The sequence below is a fragment of the Chryseosolibacter indicum genome, assembly GCF_018598585.1.
Classification (GTDB): domain Bacteria; phylum Bacteroidota; class Bacteroidia; order Cytophagales; family Cyclobacteriaceae; genus Chryseosolibacter; species Chryseosolibacter indicus.
The window spans coordinates 13,273-37,256 of sequence record NZ_JAHESD010000041.1; the positions used below are offsets into that span (position 1 = coordinate 13,273).

The 23,984-nt window shown below is 40.1% G+C and carries 17 protein-coding genes; 14 read left to right on the top strand and 3 right to left on the bottom strand.

Features of this window, described 5'->3' with window-relative positions; all coding sequences use genetic code 11:
* Positions 1–12 precede the first annotated feature (12 nt).
* The 5 genes from KK060_RS16290 to KK060_RS16310 are packed head-to-tail and all read left to right on the top strand — an operon-like array spanning position 13 to position 3,538.
* A complete protein-coding gene (locus KK060_RS16290; protein WP_254154831.1) occupies positions 13–264 on the top strand; it encodes a four helix bundle protein in 252 nt (83 codons plus the stop codon).
* Positions 261–458, top strand: coding sequence for a hypothetical protein (locus tag KK060_RS16295; protein WP_254154832.1), 198 nt, complete (start codon positions 261–263; stop codon positions 456–458). Before KK060_RS16290 ends, KK060_RS16295 begins: the two co-directional genes overlap by 4 nt.
* Positions 455–1,711: a sulfate adenylyltransferase subunit CysN gene (gene cysN, locus KK060_RS16300; protein WP_254154833.1), complete on the top strand. Its 1,257-nt coding sequence runs from the start codon at positions 455–457 to the stop codon at positions 1,709–1,711. Before KK060_RS16295 ends, cysN begins: the two co-directional genes overlap by 4 nt.
* Positions 1,712–1,756: 45 nt before the next feature.
* A complete protein-coding gene (cysQ, locus tag KK060_RS16305; protein ID WP_254154834.1) occupies positions 1,757–2,518 on the top strand; it encodes a 3'(2'),5'-bisphosphate nucleotidase CysQ in 762 nt (253 codons plus the stop codon).
* Positions 2,519–2,575: 57 nt separating this feature from the next.
* Entirely contained in the window at positions 2,576–3,538 is a 963-nt protein-coding gene (locus KK060_RS16310) for an SDR family oxidoreductase (RefSeq protein WP_254154835.1), read from the top strand.
* Positions 3,539–3,641: 103 nt separating this feature from the next.
* On the opposite strand, the gene KK060_RS16315 is transcribed toward KK060_RS16310, so the two are convergent.
* Positions 3,642–4,550, bottom strand: coding sequence for a Gfo/Idh/MocA family oxidoreductase (locus KK060_RS16315; RefSeq protein WP_254154836.1), 909 nt, complete (start codon positions 4,548–4,550; stop codon positions 3,642–3,644).
* Positions 4,551–4,745: 195 nt separating this feature from the next.
* Here KK060_RS16315 and fcl point away from each other — a divergent pair, with 195 nt between their 5' ends.
* From fcl to KK060_RS16345, 6 genes are all read left to right on the top strand, one after another.
* Positions 4,746–5,693 carry a GDP-L-fucose synthase gene (gene fcl, locus KK060_RS16320; RefSeq protein ID WP_254154837.1) on the top strand — a complete coding sequence of 316 codons (948 nt, stop codon included), beginning with the start codon at positions 4,746–4,748 and terminating at the stop codon, positions 5,691–5,693.
* Positions 5,694–5,731: 38 nt separating this feature from the next.
* A complete protein-coding gene (gmd, locus tag KK060_RS16325; RefSeq protein WP_254154838.1) occupies positions 5,732–6,850 on the top strand; it encodes a GDP-mannose 4,6-dehydratase in 1,119 nt (372 codons plus the stop codon).
* A gap of 366 nt (positions 6,851–7,216) precedes the next feature.
* Positions 7,217–7,987: a glucose-1-phosphate cytidylyltransferase gene (rfbF, locus tag KK060_RS16330; RefSeq protein ID WP_254154839.1), complete on the top strand. Its 771-nt coding sequence runs from the start codon at positions 7,217–7,219 to the stop codon at positions 7,985–7,987.
* A 15-nt stretch (positions 7,988–8,002) separates the two neighbouring features.
* Entirely contained in the window at positions 8,003–9,097 is a 1,095-nt protein-coding gene (gene rfbG / locus KK060_RS16335; protein WP_254154840.1) for a CDP-glucose 4,6-dehydratase, read from the top strand.
* On the top strand, positions 9,085–9,540 hold the full coding sequence (locus KK060_RS16340; RefSeq protein WP_254154841.1) for a cupin domain-containing protein: 456 nt from the start codon (positions 9,085–9,087) through the stop codon (positions 9,538–9,540). Before rfbG ends, KK060_RS16340 begins: the two co-directional genes overlap by 13 nt.
* Entirely contained in the window at positions 9,537–10,475 is a 939-nt protein-coding gene (locus tag KK060_RS16345) for an NAD-dependent epimerase/dehydratase family protein (protein WP_254154842.1), read from the top strand. Before KK060_RS16340 ends, KK060_RS16345 begins: the two co-directional genes overlap by 4 nt.
* Positions 10,476–10,727: 252 nt before the next feature.
* On the opposite strand, the gene KK060_RS16350 is transcribed toward KK060_RS16345, so the two are convergent.
* Entirely contained in the window at positions 10,728–19,166 is an 8,439-nt protein-coding gene (locus tag KK060_RS16350; RefSeq protein WP_254154843.1) for a T9SS type A sorting domain-containing protein, read from the bottom strand.
* A 1,064-nt stretch (positions 19,167–20,230) separates the two neighbouring features.
* Entirely contained in the window at positions 20,231–21,028 is a 798-nt protein-coding gene (locus KK060_RS16355; RefSeq protein ID WP_254154844.1) for a hypothetical protein, read from the bottom strand.
* 534 nt (positions 21,029–21,562) lie between these two features.
* Here KK060_RS16355 and KK060_RS16360 point away from each other — a divergent pair.
* The 3 genes from KK060_RS16360 to KK060_RS16370 all read left to right on the top strand — a co-directional run bounded on the left by KK060_RS16360 (position 21,563) and on the right by KK060_RS16370 (position 23,935).
* Complete coding sequence (locus KK060_RS16360; RefSeq protein WP_254154845.1) at positions 21,563–22,567, top strand: helix-turn-helix transcriptional regulator; 1,005 nt, start codon at positions 21,563–21,565, stop codon at positions 22,565–22,567.
* Between the two features lie 120 nt (positions 22,568–22,687).
* Positions 22,688–23,197 carry a UpxY family transcription antiterminator gene (locus KK060_RS16365; RefSeq protein ID WP_254154846.1) on the top strand — a complete coding sequence of 170 codons (510 nt, stop codon included), beginning with the start codon at positions 22,688–22,690 and terminating at the stop codon, positions 23,195–23,197.
* 231 nt (positions 23,198–23,428) lie between these two features.
* On the top strand, positions 23,429–23,935 hold the full coding sequence (locus KK060_RS16370; RefSeq protein WP_254154847.1) for an ArsR family transcriptional regulator: 507 nt from the start codon (positions 23,429–23,431) through the stop codon (positions 23,933–23,935).
* Positions 23,936–23,984 lie beyond the last annotated feature (49 nt).

Consider the following 23,984-nt stretch of genomic DNA (forward strand, 5'->3'; position numbering starts at 1 on the left):
TAGATTTCAGTAATGAAAAGTTATAGGGATCTTGATATTTATAAAGAATCGAAAAGGCTTGCTGTTGAAGTTCATACCTTATCGTTAAAACTTTCCAAATTTGAATTATACGAAGAAGGAAGTCAGGTACGTAGGTCTTCGAAAGCTGTCACTGCAATGGTTGTTGAAGGTTATGCAAGAAAAAGATACAAGGCCGATTTTATCCGGTATCTTACTTACGCGCAAGCTGAGTGTGATGAAACTATTGTTCATCTTGATTTTTGATTGCAACAGGATCTTCAACAGATTCAGCCAACACAGAGCAAGTAAGACTTGAATACGATAATCTTAGCAGGAAGATTAATAAGTTTTGTCAATGGGTTGAGACTAATTTTGAAGTAAATAGAAAGAAAAAACCGGCAACAGGGAACTGGCAACAGGTAACTGAAGATGATGATATTAAAGACTACACGGTATGAATTATTTAAATAACCAGTTACTACGTTTTACTACTGCAGGAAGTGTAGATGATGGAAAAAGTACATTGATTGGCAGATTATTATACGACAGTAAATCAATATTTGAAGATCAGCTGGAGGCAGTAGAGGCTTCGAGTGCAAAGAAGGGTTTTGATTATGTTGACTTGTCTTTGTTAACAGACGGACTAAAGTCAGAACGTGAACAAGGCATTACAATTGACGTGGCCTATCGTTACTTTGCTACTCCAAAAAGAAAATTCATCATTGCAGATACACCGGGACATATTCAGTACACCAGGAATATGGTTACGGGAGCTTCCACGGCTAATCTTGCATTGATTTTAATTGATGCACGCAAAGGACTTGTAGAGCAAACTTTCAGGCATTCGTTCATTGCATCGCTCCTGAAGATTCCTCATATTATAGTTTGTGTTAACAAGATGGATCTGGTTAACTATGATGAAGCTGTATTTGACAAGATCGTTGAAGATTATAAGGCATTTTCATCCAAGCTTGAAATATCCGATATTCAATTTGTACCTATCAGTGCATTAGCAGGGGATAATGTTGTTAACCGTTCTGAAAATATGAATTGGTACCAGGGAGCCACCCTCATGCATATGCTTGAGACGGTTCATATCGAAAGCGATTACAATCATATTGACAGCAGGTTCCCTGTTCAATATGTTATCAGACCACACTCTAAAGAGTACCATGATTTTCGTGGATATGCAGGTAGGATTGCAGGGGGGATTTTCAGACCCGGTGATGATGTTCTAGTGCTTCCTTCAGGGTTTAATTCAAAAATTAAAAATATACGATTTGGCGATGAACAAATAGAAGAGGCGTTTGCACCGATGTCCGTTACAATTACCCTCGAAGATGAGATCGACATTAGCAGAGGTGATATCATTGCTAAGCCTAACAATCACCCCCAAACAGAGCAGGATGTAGACATTATGTTGTGCTGGATGAATCAGCGACCAGTAAACCTTAATACAAAACTGTTTGTGAGACATACCACCCGGGAGGTAAAGTGCGTGTTGAAGGAAATTCAATATAAGCTGGATATTAACACATTGCATCGTGTTGAGGAGGTACAGCAATTGGTGATGAATGATATTGCACGGGTAAAGATAAGAACGGCACAACCGCTATTTATAGATAGTTATAGAAAGAACAGAATAACTGGTAGTGTTATTCTTGTAGATGAAGGAACAAATGAGACTGTTGCAGCAGGGATGATCGTGTAATGGTTACATGTTTAAGGTTACAGTTTAAAGTTTTAAAGTTTAAGGTTGGATTTAAAAAGGTTACTTGATATCGCCATTGATGCGGCAGAAGCTGCATGTGTCGAAATTCTTGATGTTTATCATTCTGCTGATTTTGGAGCGGAAGCAAAGCAAGACAACTCTCCGCTTACCCTTGCTGATAAGCGGGCACATCTTAAAATCACTTCGATTCTTGCTAAGCGGGGTTTGCCAATTCTAAGTGAAGAAGGAAAAAATATACAGTATGAAGAACGCAAGAACTGGGAGTACTTCTGGATGGTAGATCCGCTTGACGGAACCAAGGAGTTTATAAAAAGGAATGGCGAGTTTACAGTTAACATTGCGCTTATACACAGGACTAAAGCTGTGCTCGGTGTAGTAGCTATCCCTGTTACAGGGGCAGTTTATAGTGCTTTTGCCGGAGGAGGGGCATGGATAAAGAGAAAAGGAGCAATAAGTAAATTGCCAGTTCGAAGCACGGTTGACTTTAACAAGCCCGGAATAAGGGTAGTTGCATCTCGCTCACATATGAATACAGAAACGGAAGCATTTATCGGTAAATTGAGGGAGCCAATTCTTGTTTCGAAGGGAAGTAGCTTGAAGTTTATGATGTTGGCAGAGGGCGAAGCTGATGTTTATCCCAGATATGCACCTACTATGGAATGGGACACAGCGGCACCACACGTCATTATAAATGAAATCGGACTTCAAGTGCTACATATTGATCAAGGTTCAGAGCTAATCTATAATAAGCCAGATCTTCTTAATCCATATTTTCTAGTTCAGTAATTTCTTTCTGAGTTTCCATAACCAGGTGCAATCATTAGATTTGTAGTTTATACAAGTATGGAAGGAAAACGAGTTATTATAACCGGGGGCGCTGGATTCATCGGTTCCAATCTTACAGCGGCATTATTAGCAGATCCACGTGTAGAAAAAGTTCGGGTAATTGATGATTTCTCAAATGGATACAGATCAAACGTAGAAGAGTTTCTATCACGTCCTAAATTTGATTTTGTAGAAGCAGACATCTGCGATTATGATGCGATGCTTAAGCACACTGAAGGCTTTCATTTAATATCTCATCAAGCAGCCCTGGGTTCAGTTCCGCGTTCTATTAAAGATCCCATGAGAAGTACTAAAGTTAACATTGATGGAACGGTCAATGTCATGCATGCTGCTGTTCAAAATAAGATAGAAAGGATAGTTCTTGCATGTTCTTCAAGTACTTACGGAGACAGCAAAGAATTACCTAAAGTTGAAGATAGAATCGGACGTCCATTAAGTCCATATGCCATTACCAAATATGCCATGGAGCTTTATGCAGATGTCTTTAAAAAGACCTATGGATTGAACTATGTAGGGTTAAGGTACTTTAATGTGTTTGGACCAAAGCAGAGCCCGGATAACCCCTATGCAGCAGTGATACCATTGTTTTGTAAGGCGTTTCTGGAAGGAGAGCAGCCAACCATTAACGGAGATGGAATGCATAGTCGTGATTTCACTTATGTGGACAATGCGGTGCATGCTAATATGCTGGCTTTATTTACAGATAATAGTGGAGCGTTAAATCAGGTTTACAACGTTGCCTGTGGCGAACAAACAACTTTAAACGAAATGGTTAATATTCTCCAGCACGTATCAGGAAAGAATATCAACGCTATTTATGGGCCAGAACGAGCAGGGGATGTGAAGCATTCTAAAGCGGACATCACTAAAATAAAAAAACATTTAGGGTATGAACCAAAAGTCTTTTTTGAAGAAGGGTTAAGAAGCGTTTATGCCTGGTATAAGAAAATCAACCTATAGAATTAGCCATACTTATTCGGTTTGTGCGGCAATATCAGTAATGGGAGATGCACCTTTTATATTGTTAGCTTAGTAGGCGAACAATATACAGGTGCGCGCTTTACTAAACGTTTCCCTTTGCGAGTTTTCTAATCTTGTAGACTATGTCAATAGAAGGCTTAGCGTCTACGAGACCAAAACCATTTCCTTTCAGGATTTCTTCATAACTTTTCGTATGCAGGTCTGTAAATCCTTCGCTAAATTCTATTTCTTCACCTTCAAGCTTCAGTGTCCTGTAAGTTCGTTTCCCCTTGTCTCTTACTTCTTGCGGGATATGATCATAATTGATACTGAGGAACCAAGTTACTTTAGCATGTTCGAGATGAAGAATACCTGATGCATGCTCCGACGAGATGGAGGAAAGCGTAACGTCTTGCACTTTACCAAAGATCCACATGAGCATGTCGAAGAAGTGTATACCTATGTTGGTAGCTATGCCGCCTGATTTAGACAAATCACCTTTCCAGCTAATGTGATACCAGTTACCTCTTGACGTCATGTATTGAAGGTCGACGTCATAGATTTTATCTTTAGGTCCGTTTTTAATTTTCTCTCTCAGGGCAATAATCGAAGGGTGAAGTCTAAGCTGCAGGATTGTATTAATCTTTTTTCCTGTCTCAGATTCCAACTCCTGTAAAGCATCGATATTCCATGGATTCAGAACCAGTGGTTTTTCACAAATGGCGTCAGCACCATAGCGAAGTGCATAACGAATGTGGGAGTCGTGCAGATAGTTAGGCGAACAGATAGAGATATAATCTACGTTGGCTCCTTTGCGTTTTATCTTATCCAAATGCCGGTCAAACCTCTCGAATTCAATAAAGAAGTCTGCATTGGGAAAATAGGAATCGAGTATTCCGACGTTATCATGTTTGTCTATAGCAGCTACAAGGTTGTTGCCTGTTTCTTTGATGGCCTTCAGGTGACGTGGAGCGATGAAGCCTGCAGCCCCTATTAAAGCAAAATTCTTCATTTAATTAAAGTTGCGGATGGTTAAAACGGCGGGTGAAATTACAATTATCTCATCGTTTTTTACAAGTTTTGAATTTTTAAAGTAGTAAGAATAATCATTGAGACCGCAGGTAAGGTTAACCCAGGGGATTACCTTATTCTAGTATAGAAATAGTTTATATTTGCACTTTATCCAACCTTGATTGGACTAATTTGAATGGACAAATCATCAAAAATCTATGTAGCCGGCCATCGTGGTATGGTTGGTTCTGCAATTCTGAGACATCTTCAAAAAGAAGGTTTTAATAATTGTGTATACGCGACCAGTAGTGAGTTGGATTTACGGAATAGCCAAGCTGTTAGCTATTTTTTTGAAACCGAAAAACCCGAATATGTATTTCTGGCGGCGGCTAAAGTAGGGGGTATACATGCAAATAATACGTACCCAGCGGATTTTCTTTATGAAAATCTTATGATTGAAGCCAATATTATACACGCGGCTTATGTTCATAAAGTTAAGAAACTTCTTTTTTTGGGGTCGTCTTGCATTTATCCCAAGCTTGCAGCCCAACCCATTCGAGAGGACAGTTTATTGTCCGGTTATCTTGAGCCTACAAATGAAGCTTACGCAATAGCAAAGATTGCAGGTATTAAACTATGCCAGGCTTATTACAAACAATATGGATGTCGGTTTATATCGGCTATGCCCACCAACATGTATGGTTATGGCGATAATTATCACCCGGAAAACTCTCATGTTCTCCCTGCTTTGTTAAGGCGGTTCCATGAAGCTAAAGAACAAGGTAAATCAGAAGTTCAAATTTGGGGATCGGGGACGCCCCTTCGTGAATTCATGTTTTCAGATGATCTCGCTGAAGCCTGCTTTTTCCTTATGCAACAATATGAAGATCCTCAGTTAATCAATGTTGGTACAGGCGAAGAAGTTTCAATACTTGAACTTGCCAGGCTTATTAAAGACACAACGGGATTTGAAGGAAAAATAACTTTTGACAGTACCAAACCTGATGGGACGCCTCGTAAGTTAATGGACTCTTCCAGATTACATTCATTAGGATTCAACCATAAAACAAGTCTTCATGAAGGGCTCAAAAAAACATATGCGGATTTTTTGAATAAAGAAAATGTATATACAGCAATACGTTAATTAATATTATATAAGCAGTACCACTAGAAAAATTAGACATGAAAAAGGCGTTTATTACCGGTATAACGGGTCAGGACGGAGCATACCTGGCTGAGTTTCTTCTGGCGAAAGGTTATGAAGTACATGGCCTGAAGAGACGTTCCTCTCTTTTTAATACCGACCGTATCGATCATATCTACCAAGATCCACATGAGAAAGGTGCAAGAATGAAATTGCACTATGGTGATTTAACTGACTCGACTAACCTGATTCGTCTGATTCAGGAAATTCAACCGGATGAAATTTATAACCTCGGGGCAATGAGCCATGTGCGTGTAAGTTTCGATATGCCCGAATACGTTGCAAATACAGATGCTATTGGTACACTTCGTATTTTGGAAGCAGTAAGACTGTTAGGGTTAAGCAATAAGACAAGAATATACCAGGCGTCTACGTCTGAATTGTATGGTAAAGTTCAGGAGATCCCGCAAAAGGAAACTACTCCTTTCTATCCAAGATCGCCATATGCAGTAGCAAAGCTTTATGGATACTGGATCACCGTAAACTATCGGGAAGCATATGATATGTATGCATGCAATGGAATTCTTTTTAATCACGAGTCGCCATTGCGTGGTGAAACATTTGTTTCGCGTAAGATAACGCGCGCAGTAGCTCGCCTTGTTTTAGGATTACAACAGAAGCTTTTTATGGGTAATCTTGATGCAAAACGCGATTGGGGGCATGCCCGTGATTACATTGAGGCTATGTACCTAATACTTCAACAACCCAAGGCAGATGATTATGTGATTGCTACAGGAGAAACAACTGCTGTTAGAGATTTTATGGTCCGTGCTTTTGAACATGTAGGCATTACTTTAACGTTTAAGGGAAAAGGTGTGGACGAAGTTGGGATTGTTGACTCTGTAAAACCAGTGATTGAGGAATGTACGTTAAAGCCCGGAGATGAGATAGTTGCAATTGACCCACGTTATTTCCGACCTACTGAAGTTGATCTTCTCCTTGGAGATCCTACCAAGTCGAACAAAATATTAGGATGGAAACCGAAGTATGATGTTAATGCCCTTCTACGTGAGATGGTGGATTCAGATGTTGAGTTAATGAGAAGAGAGACACACTTAAAGCAGGGTGGATTCAGGGTGTTGAACTATCATGAATAATTTAAATTCTAAGTTCTGGATTTGTTTAATGTTTAAAGTTGCATGTTTTAGAATAAGTGAAGTAGAAATGCCATCGTGAGATGGCATTTCTACTTTAAATTAGTTTTAGGAAAGGCACATAGTAATGGATAACAGCCTCCTAAAAAAAGAGAGGACCGTCACCGATCCCCTCTGCTTTTAAGTTGGATCCAGATTCTTATATTTTTAACTACTTGAATAACAGGGGGAGATTTTTTGACGTAGTTTTGTATTGATTTTTTTTTGCTTTTTAAACCCCTGAAATATGTTCGTGAGCGGCACGATCAGGATTGCTGTCTTCTATGATATAGAAGGGGCAATCAGAATAGCGGAATTAATAAATTTAATATGAAAGTAGTGATTCTTGCGGGTGGGTTTGGCACACGTTTAAGTGAAGAGACGGAGATCAAACCTAAGCCAATGATTGAAATCGGGGGTAAGCCCATTTTATGGCATATCATGAAAATTTATTCTAGTTATGGATACAATGAGTTCATCGTTTGTCTTGGCTATAAGGGATACATTATCAAGGAATACTTTGCGAACTACTATCGACACCTTTCTGATATAACTATTGACCTCGCTACCAATACTAAAGAGATTCATAATTCACAGGCTGAGCCATGGAAAGTTACACTTATTGAGACTGGTCTGGAGACAATGACAGGAGGCCGTGTAAAAAGAATACAAAAGTATACAGAAGGGAAGCCGTTTATGTTAACATACGGAGATGGGGTAGGCGCTGTTGACATTCCAGCTCTTGTCAGTTTTCATCGACAACATAAGAAACTTATTACTGTTACTGCTGTGCAACCCTCGGGCAGATTTGGCGCATTAAATATATCAGATGACAGTGAGGTTAAGTCCTTTATGGAAAAGCCGAAAGGGGATGGTTCATGGATTAACGGAGGCTTTTTTGTTTGTCAGCCAGAGATTTTTGATTACATAGCCGGAGACTCTACCATCTTTGAGCATGAACCTTTAGAACGTTTAGCAAAAGAGGGACAGATGATGGCTTATAAGCACTCAGGATTTTGGCGGCCTATGGACACCCTGCGGGATAAAAATGAGTTGAACCTGTTGTGGGATAAGGGAGATGCCAAATGGAAGGTATGGTAATCACATTTGATCTTTATGTTTAATAATATATACAAGGGGAAGCGTGTACTGGTTACAGGTAATACAGGTTTCAAAGGCTCGTGGATAAGTTTGTGGCTTAAGGAATTAGGGGCGCAAGTGTTTGGTATTTCAAATGCTGTACCTACCGAACCTGCAATGTTCAATGTTCTGGCATTAGGCGATTTGATAGAGCATCACTTTATTGATGTCAGGGATGCAAAGCCCCTTTCAGATTGTATACTTCAAATACAGCCCGATTTTATCTTTCACCTGGCGGCACAACCTATCGTAGGCACATCCTATTCTGACCCTGTTGGAACAATTGCTACTAATACAATGGGCACGGTGCATGTGTTGGATGCTGCCAGAAACTTATCAAAGAATTGTGTTCTGGTGATGATTACCAGTGACAAATGTTATGAGAATGTTGAATGGCTTTATGGATACCGCGAGGTTGACAGACTAGGAGGAAAAGATATTTACAGTGCTTCCAAGGCCGCCGCAGAGGTCTTGATCTATTCATACTTCCATTCTTTTATCAAGCATAAATCGAACTTGAGAATGGTATCCGTGCGCGCAGGGAATGTAATAGGAGGAGGGGACTGGGCAGAGAAAAGACTTGTTCCTGATTGTATACGTGCATGGACCAAAGAAGAGCCCGTGGTGATCCGGCATCCGGCATCTACAAGACCATGGCAGCATGTACTGGAACCCATTAGTGGCTATCTTTCAGTAGGACAACACCTAGCAGAGTCTGAAAAGCTTAACGGAGAAGCATTTAATTTTGGACCGCCTTCCGACCAGGTTTTTTCAGTAAAAGAAGTACTGGATGCGATTGCGTTGAACTGGAAACTATCTACAAGTAAGGAATGGGTGAAGGTTGAGACGGGTACTTTTCATGAAGCGGGATTACTGAAACTTTCATGTGAAAAGGCTAATTTTCATCTTCAGTGGCGGCCCGTATTGGACTTTGATCAGATGATGTCCTTCACTTCATCCTGGTACTGGGAATATTACCATGGTAACCAGGACATGACAGGGTACACGCAAAGACAAATTGCTACATATATTTCATTAGCTGAAAAAAGGAACCTGGCATGGATACAATAACATCACGAATGGATGGTGTTTTGATATCACCAATTAAGATAATACCGAATGAAAACGGGGACGTATTGCATGGCTTAAAAGCTTCTGAGGATGCTTTTGTTTCCTTTGGGGAAGCTTATTTCTCGATCGTGCACAAGGATAAGCGAAAAGGATGGAAGAAGCACACAAGGATGACTCTTAACCTTGTGGTACCAGTAGGAGAAATTGGGTTCATTTTATTTGATGACAGAGAAGGAAGCGGTACGTATGCGAAATTCTTTGAAATTAGTTTGTCAAGGAAAAATTACTGCAGACTAACCGTTCCGCCTGGAATATGGATGGCTTTTTATGGTAAAGGCGCAGACGAAAATATTCTGCTTAACATTGCCAGTATTCCCCATGACCCTGAAGAATCTATTAATCTGCCATTGATTAATGATCATATTAAATATCAATGGCAATGAAGATAGTTATATCAGGTGGCCTTGGGTATGTAGGGGGAAGGTTAGCGCAGTACTTCGCTGGAAAAGGCCATGAAGTTTTAGCGCTATCACGCAAAGCAAGTACGTTAGAAGGCGTTAATTTTCCTCCGCAAATTACAGTTTTACATCCGGATGAGGTTCTTCATTCATCCTCTGGTCTCGCAGGTGCCGATATTTTTATTCACCTGGCGGCACTCAATGAAATAGATTGTGTTAAGCAGCCTTATCACGCTATTGAAGTGAACATAAGCCACACATTACAATGGCTTGATGCAGCTTATCTCCAAGGGGTAAAAAGATTTATTTATTTCTCAACAGCCCATGTTTACGGTAAACCGTTGCAAGGTTTTTACAATGAAGAATCTTTGGCGGTTCCGGTACATCCGTACGCTATAACACACCGTTGTGCTGAGGATTATGTCGTTGCTTATGCAAGGGAGAAGGAAATGGAGAACATCATCATTCGCCTTACAAATTCTTTTGGTGGGCCTGCTTTTCCTACGGCAGATCGCTGGACATTACTTGTTAATGATCTTTGTCGTTCTGCTGCGAATAATGGGAAGATGATTTTGTTGAGTGATGGTTTACAGCTTCGCGATTTTGTATGCCTTCACGATGTATGTACTGGCGTGGACCATCTCATAAACATCACGCATGAACCCACTAAGAGTATTATATATAATCTTGGTGCCGGATATTCAATCAGTGTTTGCGATATGGCATTAAAGGTAAAAGCTGTAGCTGAAAAGGTTCTTCAAAAGGAGGTTCTGCTTGAGCGCAAAGAATTGCCTGCAACCACCACTAAGGATTCGCTGACTATTAGTATTGATAAATTGTTACAAACTGGTTTTCAACTCAGGAATAATATTGAAGAGGAGATTACTTCTACGTTATCTTATTTTAACAACTTTTCTTAGTATTAGAATTTACGAGAAGGTCAAATAAGTATTGTTCAAGACTTGCTATCTGATGAAGGTCAATACAACTTAATATTACTTTTTCTATTAGATAAAAAATTAAGGCGCAACTATACTTTGAACTATAGCTGCGCCTGAGAGCGCTCAAATGGCGATTGTTGATCTGCTGTGTGTTTCTTTTCGTAGATACCAACTCGACCTATTCCTTCTGTATTACTCTCTTTAAAACTCTTTCACTCATGTTTCTTTTACCTATTGAATACATATTTTAACGATATCTTTTCTATTGCCTTCTGCTATAATCAATATATATATACCCGCGGGGAGCTTTTCTCTTACTGCTTCCATCTCTTTATTGACTTTCTCAATAGTCCCAACCGCAGTATGGATTGTAGTTTGATTCACTGAAATAATTGACACCTCAATTTTATCGAGAAATTTATCTTCGGTAGGCATTAAGGTAAATACAGTATTAATGCTTACAGGATTGGGATAAACACGCCAGCTATTTTTTGTTTGAATATTTAAGCTGTTGATGACTATAACTTCACTGTACGTACTCTTGCCGTCAAAATCTAATTGTTTTAACCTGTAATAGTAGCGTTGATTAGGGAATGTATGCGAATCATCAAAGGAGTATGATGACGCAGTGCGGCTAAAGCCTGCCGCAGATTTTTCACCTACTTTCATGAATGCGGTACCATCAGAAGAACGTTCTATTTCAAACTTTTCGCTATTGGTTTCCTGTGATGTTTGCCACTTCAACTCGATGGAATAATCGTTCCTTTTCCCTGTAAATGATAACCATGTAACAGGTAGGGGAGATGGCATTGTTGTTGACGCCAGCGTAAAAGGACTGAAGTTAGTTACATTCGTAATTGATACTGTCCCTGTGATGTTGGTGCCTGATTGGGATGACACTCCTCCTCCTGGAGGAAGATCCCACCTGGTACCATCCCATCTAGCAACGCGAAGATCAGAGACCACTCCAACGCTTGGAGCTTTATAACTACCCGTGTTGTATGTTAATGTAACTCCTCCAGTAGTGGTACCTATTCTTTCAATGATCCAGTATTCATAGTCACTCACCGTAAGAATGTTACTTGTATTCATGCTCAGGTTGTCATACCCCCCAGATTTTGGAGTGACAGGAAAGTACTCCAATGTCCATGTGTCTGGTGCAGAGGTGTTGCTGATTGACGCCGGGCGATAATAATTGGCTGTAACACTACCCAGCGGATATGTTTGTGAAGTAAGGGCGTTCATACCTTTGGTTACAGGCCCTGAAATAAAACTTGTTGCGGAGCCTCCCGTAATTGTTGAAGAACTCCCCAGGGTAATCTTATTATTTGCAGAAGATATGACGTGACCTTTCGTTAACGTAAGGTTATTGGCTACAGAAGTTGAACCTACTCCATCAAGCACGACATTTCCTGAGGGCTTGTTCACAGATAAATTATATAAGCCTGTAGCACCTGACATTGATTGATCAACAGTACCAGCGAATGTAACTGTACCCGTACCTGCTATGTACGTTCCGTTATTTGTCCAGTTACGAGAAATTGTGATGTTCCTGTTGTTTGTATTAGAAACTGTAACGCCGGAAGCAATATTAAGTGAACCATTTAAAGTAAGATCGGTATTGGTCATGGCAACAGCACCAGTTCCAATGAAACTTACGTTATTATAAGTACTACGGTTATTCATGGTTACAGGAGCTACGTATTCAATTGTGCCACCGGAAGCTGCAACAAAATCAGTATAGTCTCCGGCTGGAAAAGTATTTGTACTTGCTCTTAAAGTTCCCGTTCCTGTAATTTTACCTAAATTATGCTGCGATGTTGTCCCTAACACGAGAAGTCCATCAATTTTGGAAGTAATTGCTGATCTAGCATTAACATTCATATTAATTCTTGAATTCGGCAATATTACTACAGGAATTCCTAACGGAGGGACTCCAGATAGCGAAGCGCCGTGGCCATTAGAAGCGGTAGTCCAGCTTGAAGCATTGTTCCAGTTTCCTCCAACGTTGGTATCTGCAACACTGCTATTATCGAGACGGCTAAAAATAGGCAATATAGGATTCGGAAGGGTATTTACAGTTCCAATGGTATAGTGGTATACGTTATCAGGTATTGGCAAATTGGTATCAAGCAGGTTAGTGTAAACCATAGCTGCGGTTGTTGAGGATGTAGTTGCAATGCCACCATGAGAAGAAGTTATCCATCCGCTTGGATCGCTTAGATCAAGATAACCTGCTATCAACGTGCCTCCAAGACCTGTTATTAAGCCGCTCGGACATCTATATGAATGGTTTCCTGTATTTGAATATGTTAGATTGCTTCCTCTGGATACGATCCAGTAATAATTCAGAATTTGCTCATTGCTACCTAAATTTGATGTAGGATGTCTTTGATTAACCGGAATGACAGTTAAGGTCCCAGCAGACGAAACATTTAATGTTAAGCTTACGGGAGTATAAAAGATAGAGGTACCACTACCAACGCCCAAGTGATAAGTAAATGTACCAGGACCTAGGCTCCAATATTTTTGAACACCCAAATCGCTTGCTGCTCCATTTGTTCTGATGAGTCTTAGTGCACTTGCACTTGAAACCGAACCATTAACACCAAATGATAGCAAATTTGAGCCAATTGTCAGATACCGATTGTCTGTTGAAAAAGTTAATTCTCCTTCAATGGTTAAGTTTCCTGATAACCGTACATCTTTTAAAGATGCGTTTCCAGCGATAGTGAGATTTGTAAACGAGCCGTTATTACTAGTAATGTCTTGAACAGTAGTACTTCCTGACATTACTATTGCGCCAACCCCAATTTGATAACTATTATTCGTTATGTTTCCCTGTACTGTTAAACCTAAGTTGGCAACATCTAGAGTCCCACTAAGAATATTTAGATTATTGATTACAGGAGACACGCCTGATAAGGTCACTATATTTGAAGGCTTGTTGATAGTGATATTTTGAAAAGTACTAGTTGCTGAAAGCTTTGCCAATTGTAACGAAGATCCATTGAAAGTTGTTGTATTCCCGGATCCATTGTAAGTGCCGTCGATTGTTAAGTCTCCACCAATGGTCACATCTAAGGAATTAGTAAGTAATGTAGTCTTTGCATTAATTGACAAAGTACCTGTGGTATAAAGGTTACTTGATCGCATATCTACCCGCTGATCGGCAGTGTTTCCTACTATGGTAAAGTTACCAATGGGCGGAACGATATTGATACTTAAAGGTGAAGTTACTAAACCTGTGGCCAAGCCAATAGCAATTGTACCAGTTGGAGAAACAGAACTGGTTTCCGGATTAATATAAATGTCTGCATATGCCGATGGGACGGTTGGCGTTGCTGCAGAACGATTAATTGTTAAAACACCGCTTCCTGTAAGTGAGAAGCTACTTCCTGCATTGTTTTCTATTTCAAATACGCCGCGTGAATTTTGTGCTGAAGCGTTTCGCCCGCCGACTGTTACTTGTCCTCCTGATTGATTATATACCAATGACCCGGAGAGCGTTGTTAAAGGTCTACGAATCGTTCCATTTACGTAAAGGGATCCACCAGTTACAAGTATGGTAGGAGTACCTGCAGAGGCATATTCTATGTCATTGTGAAAGTTGTTTGCACTTCCTCCTATGATTACATCACCTCCAAGCACTTCCAGGGTACCTGCTAACAATAGATCTCCTGCATTTCCTACTGCAGGACCTATGATCTGAAGTGTTCCACTGTTAACTGTTAGCTTTGCGGTTGAAGGAATGGAGTAAGTTGCTGCTGCGGTCTGAAGAGTAAAAACAGGAGATGCTTTATCAAATATAAAATTTCCGTCCAGCAAGGTTAACCAACCCGTGGCTAAGGAAGCAACAGCACCCGCTACATTGAAAGTAAGTTTAGGAGTTTGTGATGTTCCTTTGTCCAAGGTAATCAAATTTAACGTAGTACTTGCCAATACATTTGTTCCTGTAAAGGCCGCGTCTGCGGTTCCGGTGAAAATCAGGTTGCTGACATGCGTACCGTTTCTTAATGTCAATGTGCCGTTATTGATTATACTACCCTCTGTGGTAATGGTATGTGTAGTTGCAGTATTGTTAGAAGGCGCAAAGGTAGCACCATTGTCAATCGTTGTATTACCTGCTATGGTGAAGTTAGTTGAATTTCCGGAAGCGGTGGTAAATGACCCAGCCTTAATTGTAAAATCTTTCTGTATCGTAATTTTCCGTGCGGCTCCATTATTGGTTGTTACTGTACCTGTGCCGCTTTTAACCAAGTTATTATAAATTGTTAAATCAGTAGGAGGAAGTGTGATGGTTTGCCCTGCATTGGGATTTATGATCAAATTATAATATGTATTTAAGCTTATGCTTTGTGGGGCAGCACCTGTTGTAACGATTGTACGGGTTGCTCCATACCATTCGACGGTTCCCCCTGCGCTTCCGATAAAGTTAGAGAAGTCGCCAGCTGGAAATATATTAGAAGCAATTCGAAGCGTTCCACGTCCTGCAACAGCCTCTCCGTTGTTTACTCCAAAATTTAATCCGGTAAACGTACTACAATCTAAAGTTGAATTCATGTGGATCATTAAACTGCCACTGCTCCTGTTATTTGCTTCTATTGTCACAATGTGACTGTTATTGTCATCGCCAATTACTACAGGACACGTAGGACAAGGAAAAGACCCTGCAGGCACTGCAGTACCACAAGTACCAGAAGCAGTACAAGGTGCAAAGCTCCAGGTAGTATTGCTGTTCCAATTACCAGATTGGCGTGAATAATATACAGAGATTAGGCCAGGTGTTATGTTACCAGCAGTATACTCACCATCAATTGTTGCTCCAAAGCTAAAATTAGGAATAGCGGTAGTTCCGGTTGCATTATAGGTAGAACCAACATACCAAGTAAAATTTGATTGATTATACCTAGCTGGTTTATATGCAGTAAGCGTACCCGCCAACAGCGCCGTATTTCCAAACGTATAGTTATTATGAGAAACAGCGGTAATGCCAGCATACCCTGTACTTGTTACGCGCCAGTAATATTTAAGTTCCTGGCCAACAGGGTTGGCATTTGGATGCGCAATTTCTACCGGACGAACTGTAATATTACCATGCGTTGATGCGGTTACATTGATTGTAATGGGAGAGTAAGGTGCAGTGGCGGTTCCAACAGGGAAAAGTAAGTTTCCAGCGGATCCCTTTCTTGTAAGTCCGCCATCATTTCTAAAGCCATTCGTTAAAATTCTCTTCGTGGCAGAGAAAGCAACACCGGTAGTTGCATCCGAATAGATATTGCCCAATACGGTAAACGTGTTTGATCCTATGTCTAAAGATGAATTAGTATTAAGTAATCTGAGCACACCCGTTACTGTTTGATTACCTGATACTGTTACCGTGCTATTTGTTGAGATATTTAAATTACCAAAAGTACCATTGACACCTGAAATAGTGGTCGGCCCCGTTGCTGTAATTGATCCAGTTCCTGTATGAATGGCACTATTACTTAAAGTCGATGTAACGTTCAAAGCTTTACCTCCGTCATCTAACGTGCCTTGTGTTAAGGTTAAACCTGCAATGTTAGGAAAGGCGCTTGAACCTGATAACTGAAGGATGTCCGTTTTATTTACAACCACATTGTTCAAGGCATTTGTAGTTCCATTGTTAATCCAGTTTTGAGGACCAGTTCCGTTGAACGTAAGCGTATTTGTTCCTGATGTATGTGTTGTTCCCGTTTGAACATCAAAGTTTCCTCCTACGGTGAGGTTATTATTATTACAGTTTAGAGTAGGGTTATTGCCCGTTAAAAGTGTAAGATTATTTAAGATAACCAATGGCTGAGCGGCTCTTGTATACGTTGTATTATCATTGAAAGTTATTGCATCTAATCTAAGTGCAGAACCTCCTGCAGCTCCTGCTTTACTTATATTGAAGTTATAGAAAGGTGCGGTAGTACACACATTAAAATTAATGTTAGATGCTGGCAATATAGCATTGACTGTACCGCCTGAGACGCTAATATTGGAACTGGCTGCAAATATTAAAATCCCGTCATTCACAGAAGTTCCAGTTGCTGTTGGATTTGCAACGTTGATTGTACCACCAGACATTTCAAAAGTACATTCATTATATGGTAAGGCAAATCTTGGGTAGGTGTCAACTGTAGGGCCTGCAGTACCTGCAGTACCAATATTTACCACACCTCCACGCTGAATGTATGCGAAACGGTTGTTATTTCCGAGGTATGTTGTACGGAGCTGCCATGCGTTTAACAGACCTCCTTCCATCACAAAAAGGCCCGCGCCTCCACCCAAAAGACCTCTTGAATATCCCAAGTTAAAGGTACCATTGGTGATCCTCAACAAGCCGAAAACATATATCTGTCTTCCGTTGTCTCCTGTATCGGTTGTGTTTGTTGCCTGAATCGTTACATCGGGGCTATTTAACCATAGTGCTCCTGTTTGAGGGATGGGCCATCCACCACCTATTCCACCACCGCCATTTATAACCAAGGACGGGATATTAATAAATCCTGTTAATTCTAATGTTCCATTTTTTATTGACAAAGCATTATCAGAAATGTAATTAGGAGCGGCACCTGACAAGTCTTGGTTATTAGGGCCAAAGAGTCTAAAGTTGGCGATACTTGTTGAATTGACTGTAATCTTTGCTTGTTGTCCCGAACCTTTGTCTACAATGAAGCGATAGAAGTCAGTCTGACCATTGCATTCGATCGATTGATTATTGATGCCACTAAATGTTACGTTGACAGCATTTCCTCTAAGCGCCGCGTTAAACACGGCCCCAGATGTATAATTCCCCTCAGAGAGATTTACATCAGTATCATCAAAGAATTTGATGGAGCCATTATTGATAATGTTTCCATAGATGGTCAGGTTATGAGCGTTTGTTGGTTTCCCTATTCCAGCTCTGATTCTTCCAGCAGAAGACACAGTAAGGTTGCCATTTAAATTGATTGTTCGCTGCGTGGCCGTATTGTTGTTTATTAGCCACGTTACTGTTCCTGTTCCAGACACCTGTGAAATACTAAGACTACCATTTATAGTAGGACTGTTTGCTGTTGTAAAGATTACTGGGTCATTTGTACTATTTGTAAGTAAGAGATTGTTATAAGCTAATTGTGTCGTTGGGAGTATACCTGATGTATTGTAATATTCGACAGTACCACCTACGAGAGGAGCTACGAAATTTGTGTAAACACCTGTAGGCAAAGAAATTCCATTAATACGTAAAAGCCCGGCGCCGTCCACTGTTCCCAAATTGTGGCCAGTCGTTGTACTTGCATCCAGTGTTCCCCCTCCTTGAATAGTAAGAGTAGAAAGCGTAATGCCATTAATGTCTGACGTTACAGTGAAACCATTTAGAATTATTACCTGATCTCCTGGCAAAGGGATCTGTGTTAATGGATTCTGAAGTGTTGTGCCCGACGGATCCTGGGTCCATACCTCCCAGTTGCTCCAGAGGCCATTCTGGTAAGTATACCACACGGCTGAAGAACCAATAGAGAAATAAGTAGTTCCGTTAGATAAGGGTTTAGCAGCAGCAGCATTACCAGGCGCAATAAAAGAACCAACGCCAGGTGCGGTTCCTGGTACTATGCTTGTTGCGTTTGAATTGTTTGTATAACGAACCAACGAGTACGATGATAAGACATCTCCTATGGATACATCTGTTGCAGCATTATAAGAAAACGTTCCACCATAAAATGTAGTTAATGATGAATTGTTTGTAACCTTTAACCGGAACTGCCTCCTTAGCTGCCCAGGAACACTTTGATTATACAAGATTTTTATTGCTAACGCTGCATTATTCGAAGGGTTTGTCGTGATGGTTGCAGAGGATAAATCCAAGGGGGTATACCCTCCATGTTCTGTGCCTATGGGATATAATATTCTCCACGGAGTTGTACTTGCAGTGGTAAGCCTTATTAATTGACCTTCATCGGAAGACGACTCATCAACTTGAATGTAGCGGTTTGCTGATCCACCTGTAAAGGTTGCAGTAGCGCTGACGGTGATATTACTATTAGCATCGAGAACAACTCTTCCGTCGGATAAAAAGGTAATACTTTCAGATACGGTTATGCTACTGTTAACGAACACATCAACCGAAGAGCCGGCGCCTGGATTCATCACAACCCTTTCAAAGGAAAACGTACCGTTTCCACTGATGACCTGATCCTGTTCAAAAACACTTCCTGTAAAATTCAAATAGTGTGTTGAGGCACCATTGGTTAGGTTAACAATATTATCATTTGTAAGGTGACCTGTAAGGTTTAGGTTGTGATTCCCAGCAGTTCCCCCCGATCGTAAGGTTCCTCCGGGCTTAATAATGATATCGCCATTGATTGTAAGAGCTGTGGCAGTCGTACCATTACCGTACGTAAATATTCCTCCCAATGAATTTTCATTTATTACCAAACCTGCATAAGTGGCTGTAGTGCCACTGGGAAATGTAACATTGTGACCATTACCAATATTTAAAATAGTAGTAGAACCAGGTGTCGCCGTGGCTCCTGTTCTGGTAGGAGAGGTATACCAGGTAATAGCTCCGACATTACCCGTACCTCCACTATAGAGGTTAGTTTGACTAAAAATTGAGAATGAAATCGAATAAAAAACCAAAAAAAATAGAAGTACTCTTCCACCAAAAGCAGATCGCGCCATAACAAGTGAGGTATTTGAACAAAAGTACCAAGTACTCTCTTTAATGGCCGCTTCAGGTAATAAAACTAAGTACTTTTAAGTAAGCGATGCTTTGTACGTAATTGGCCAAAAGTATTCCAGAATTATTAACTAGCTTAAATAGTAAGTAATACGTAAGGCAATAATTGAGCATTTTCGAACAAGACTAAAAGCCTACTTTTTCAAGCAATTGTCTATGAAAGAACAACCATCTTAACTGTAATTGCCATAAAAAACCAAACAAAGTATAGCGACAGTTATTAATTAAATTTGTTAAAAAGTAAAAGGTAGCACCAAAAGCTATTCCCTTATTGAAACAAAAAATATCATTATGAGAATGTATTATTTAGGGTGGAATTTGAAGAATTAAGTGTTGTTCTCTTAGTCGTGTAGATAAGAACGCCCAAGATTCGCGGTTTACGGTTTTGTTGCCAAAGTTATACGAAGATCATTTTCTTAATGTTGCTTTTTCCTTAAGTGGTAGTTCGTGATTCTCGGACTCGTTCTAACAACATTATTATGGAGTATATACACAAGAACCGGGTAGCCGCAGGGTTCGTAGATCAGCCAGAAGCCTGATTGTATAGCAGTGCCAGGGACTATGCTAATACTGCAAAGGAATTAATTGATTTGGTGTTTATTGGATGATTGGTGTTTGGATTTCTCGGGATATCGCTCGTTCTACGTCAGCGTGACGCTGACATACTATACGTCCAAGCGGACGCTTGAACGAGACGCTTGCGCCAAATTGTATGGTAGTTCGTGATTCTCGGACTCGTTAATCAGAGTGCGAAATTCAAGGTCATTAAGTTGAAGGTTTTGAATAAGTATTATTAAGCTCATTCGGCGGTCTTCGTCTTCTATTACTTTTTGCTTGGTGAAAAAGTAAATAAAAATCAAGACACAAAAATGCTTCAGCTGCACAAGTCGTATTGACAAGGAAAGAAGGACGGATTTTGAGTTGTTGATGTTGAATTTTAAAATCAGGGACAAACATAGAAAGAGGGATGCCATCTCACTAGGGATGACATCCTTTAAGTTACTTATTAAACAACTGAGACAATTTTAAAGGCATTGCCTTGCTTTAAAGGATATAAAGCATCATCATCTTCTTGTTTATAGAACATAATTCCTACGCCATGCATAACACTGACTTTATCGGTAAGCACCGGATTGTTTGCGAGCGAGGCTTCAAGCGTTACTGACACGTTTTCTATTGTGTTGATGTCAAAGTATTCGCTGTAAGAAACTGCATATAAACCATTAAGTTTAGGTGCAACGGGATTAAATTTGGTAGTCGCCTTATCGAATGCGAAATCCGAAATGGTGCCCATGGCGTACATAAACCTCAAATGTGTTGCATCTTTAGGTGGTTTAAAGCCTTCTGATAAGGAGAACTCGGGAATGGAAAGCTTCCCGCTTATTCTATCAGGAGCCGCCTCTATTTCCGGCTTGTGCTTGAAAATGGAAGTGAATTTAATTGTTTCATTAAACTCAAAGTTTTCCAGTAAGCCTTTGTTTAAGGAAATTTCAATTGGACGTTCGCCACGGACTCCTTTGCTTTTACTATGCACTGACCGAATTAGCTTCAATGTTCTTGAAGTAAGACGGTGATCTGCAACTTTTAGCGCAGGCATGAGTGCCTCTCTGCACGCTTTCGCAGCTATTGCACTTCCTGAAAATTCACGGTTATTCTCCCGTGTACGTTTAAATGCGGGATCGTTCATGATCCTGTTTTTATCCGGACCCTTGGCCATACGTACAAAGTTTTCGCCATTTGACTGATAGAAGGATACGCCATCCAGGTTGCCCTTCACTTTAATTAAACCAATTTGTCTACTCATAAAATAAAATTTTAAAGTTTAAATGTTACATGTTTTAAAATCAACATTGCTCAGTTCGCAGCGCGCTTGCTATTAATCAATGTTCATGTTTCAAAAGTAGATTGGTGGTGTGCAACCAGACTGCCCACCTCAAATGAGTAATGAATTTTTTTTAAACTTTTTTATAAGTGCTTGATATTCAATTGTACTAATTTTTAGCTCGTTAATGCTTCAGTCACACGGATCTGGATCAGCCCGTTTCAATAGCTGGCTATCAGGATGCCGGTCGATGCATCGGTTTGTTATTAAAGATTTTCAGTCCTCTTGATTATGTGAAGCGGATCATCATGGGGTCAGGCTGAGAATTAGGTCATGGCTTCCCATGGCTCATCCATGACTCGTCTATGACTCATCCATGGCTTATCTATGGCTTATCTATGACTTTGGAGCAGTAAAACTTTCTGTTTTCAAAATTCTATAAAAAAAGGTCTTCGATTGTTTTTGACACAATTTGACAATTGCTCAAGATACTTTTGCTTAAAAACCTAATATTTTATGGCATCATCTAAGATACCGTATCCCCGTTTCAGAATCATTAATGATTGTTTACGGAGTCGTGTTAAGCGCTACTGGACTATTAAAGAATTTATTCAAAAACTGGAGGAAGAAGACATTTTTGTTAAAGAAAGGACTGTAAAGAGTGATCTCGCACTTATGCGAAATGACGAGATTATAGGTTATAAAGCTCCTATTGTTTACTGTCCCAGAAATAGAGGTTATTATTATGCTGATCCGGAATACTCCATTGATGTGATTCCTCTTAATGATGAAGAGATACGCTCTTTAACGTTTGCTGTTAATATGGTCAACAGATATCGAGGAGCGCAGGTGGTAAAACAATTTGAGGGAACGCTTCATAAAGTATCAAAAATTGTTCAGCAACTTAAGAATGCAAGTGGTCCCACACGTTCTTTTATTGGCTTTGAGAACGTGCCCTATTACAAGGGGATGGACTTTTTCGATATTATACTAGAAGCTGTAGACGAAAAACGTGCTTTGGTGATACATTATAAAAGATTTCAAAAGGAGCGCGGTGATGTTCATATCTTTCATCCTTATCTTATGAAGGAGTATATGAACCGATGGTATGTACTGGGTTATAGTGAGCGAAGAAAATGGGTTATAACACTAGGACTTGACAGAATTGAAAAAATAGAACCATCGACATCGGATTTCATAGTAAATACTTTCCTTGATGCGGAAACATATTTTAATAATACACTCGGCATAACACACACACCTGGAAAAGCAGAAGATATTGTACTACGGTTTTCTTCCACACAGGCAAATTATATTAAGACACAATATCTACATCATAGTCAGGAGACACTTGAAGAGGATGAAGATGGGTTGAAGATTGTGCTGAAGCTGAAGATAAATTTTGAACTCATATCAAAGTTGATGGCTTTTGGTCCGGATGTTGAAGTTTTGAAACCCATTAAGCTTAGAAATAAAATAACCGAATTGCTTGACAGGGCAAGGGGTGTGTATGGTCAGTAATTGTTCAGGAATGTTTAAGGTTCGAGGTTAGATGTACTGGGCTGTGTTTAAAGTTTCAGGTTACAGGTTGTAATGTTTTTGTTTTTGGTTTTTTAGGGCATCTTTGCTTGTGGGAACATTATGCGAAATATAAGTAAGCATTGGTATGTATTCTATACGAAGAGCCGGCATGAGAAAAAGGTTTATGACCTTTTAATGAAGGCTGGTTATGATGTCTTTCTTCCGATGCAAAAGGTGATGCGGCAATGGAGTGACCGGAAGAAAAAAGTAGAAGTACCTCTTTTTAATTCTTACATCTTCGTTAAGACTTTTGAACACGATCTTATCTCTGTGTTAAAGATTCCGGGTGTTGCATGGACGATTTTGTATAACAGCAGACCTGCCATTCTCCGTGAGGAGGAGTATGAGGTGGTTCAACGTTTTATTACTTCCGGACTTTTTATTGAAACGACAGCGTTGACAGAAGATTTTACTCCCGGTGATAAGGCACAAGTATTGGATGGACCGCTGGCGGGAACAACGGGAATCCTGTCAGGAAGTGCCAATCAACAAAAGTTAAGTGTAGTACTGGAAGGGATAAATCAGGTTGTAAGAGTTGAGATAAAAGGTGCATTACTAAAAAAAATCTGAATAAAACAAGGTCACTTGTCACATCCTGCTTTGAGACCTTAACATTCTATTTCCACGCCTTATACGCATGTACGGCTGTTTGGGTTTCGATAGTTTTTCCTGATTTTTTCACAATTTTTACTTGTTACCTTTGTGTAATTTTTAGGATACAAAAGTGAGTAAATAAACTACTCGCTTTCATACTTTTGTGGTGTGATAGAAAACCTTATAACCTCACGAACCCGCGTTAAGATGCTATTCCGCTTCTTTCTGAATAGTCATTCCAAGGCCCACCTGCGCGGGCTTGCTGATGAGTTTGGTGAGTCTACCAATTCTGTTCGTCTTGAATTAAATAATCTCTGTAAAGCTGGCTATCTCATCTCAACAGGTGAAGGCAATATCATTCGCTATAGTGCGAATGTTGATCATCCGCTTTATCCGGAACTTCAAAAGATAGCTCACAAGTGTTTGGGTCTTGATAAGATCGTTGACAACGTTATCAATCGTTTAATAACGAGGATTGGTGAACTTGATTCAGCTTTTATCACAGGTGATTATGCGGATGGAAAGGACACGGGGATTATAGACCTTGTGCTGGTGGGTAAACTGAGTATGCAGCAGGTGAGGGGTTATGTGCAAAAGGCGGAGAAGATGATCGATCGGAAGATCAGGTTACTTGTGCTCAGCGCAGAGGAGTTTGAAAAGAACAAGAAGAATCTTGCTTCTGAGACTGCGCTTTATTTGTGGCAGAAGGATTAAGGTTCTTCTCCATATGTTTTTATTGCCTGCTCTTTCCGCGATGGGACTG

Bases quoted from the DNA above. Each gene is read 5' to 3' on its own strand.
- KK060_RS16365 (WP_254154846.1), top strand. From the start codon at position 22,688: ATGCGAAATATAAGTAAGCATTGGTATGTATTCTATACGAAGAGCCGG.
- KK060_RS16350 (WP_254154843.1), bottom strand. From the start codon at position 19,166: ATGGCGCGATCTGCTTTTGGTGGAAGAGTACTTCTATTTTTTTTGGTT.
- fcl (WP_254154837.1), top strand. From the start codon at position 4,746: ATGGACAAATCATCAAAAATCTATGTAGCCGGCCATCGTGGTATGGTT.
- KK060_RS16315 (WP_254154836.1), bottom strand. From the start codon at position 4,550: ATGAAGAATTTTGCTTTAATAGGGGCTGCAGGCTTCATCGCTCCACGT.
- KK060_RS16345 (WP_254154842.1), top strand. From the start codon at position 9,537: ATGAAGATAGTTATATCAGGTGGCCTTGGGTATGTAGGGGGAAGGTTA.
- KK060_RS16360 (WP_254154845.1), top strand. From the start codon at position 21,563: ATGGCATCATCTAAGATACCGTATCCCCGTTTCAGAATCATTAATGAT.
- rfbG (WP_254154840.1), top strand. From the start codon at position 8,003: ATGTTTAATAATATATACAAGGGGAAGCGTGTACTGGTTACAGGTAAT.
- rfbF (WP_254154839.1), top strand. From the start codon at position 7,217: ATGAAAGTAGTGATTCTTGCGGGTGGGTTTGGCACACGTTTAAGTGAA.
- KK060_RS16370 (WP_254154847.1), top strand. From the start codon at position 23,429: ATGCTATTCCGCTTCTTTCTGAATAGTCATTCCAAGGCCCACCTGCGC.
- gmd (WP_254154838.1), top strand. From the start codon at position 5,732: ATGAAAAAGGCGTTTATTACCGGTATAACGGGTCAGGACGGAGCATAC.
- KK060_RS16310 (WP_254154835.1), top strand. From the start codon at position 2,576: ATGGAAGGAAAACGAGTTATTATAACCGGGGGCGCTGGATTCATCGGT.
- KK060_RS16290 (WP_254154831.1), top strand. From the start codon at position 13: ATGAAAAGTTATAGGGATCTTGATATTTATAAAGAATCGAAAAGGCTT.
- KK060_RS16340 (WP_254154841.1), top strand. From the start codon at position 9,085: ATGGATACAATAACATCACGAATGGATGGTGTTTTGATATCACCAATT.
- KK060_RS16355 (WP_254154844.1), bottom strand. From the start codon at position 21,028: ATGAGTAGACAAATTGGTTTAATTAAAGTGAAGGGCAACCTGGATGGC.
- cysN (WP_254154833.1), top strand. From the start codon at position 455: ATGAATTATTTAAATAACCAGTTACTACGTTTTACTACTGCAGGAAGT.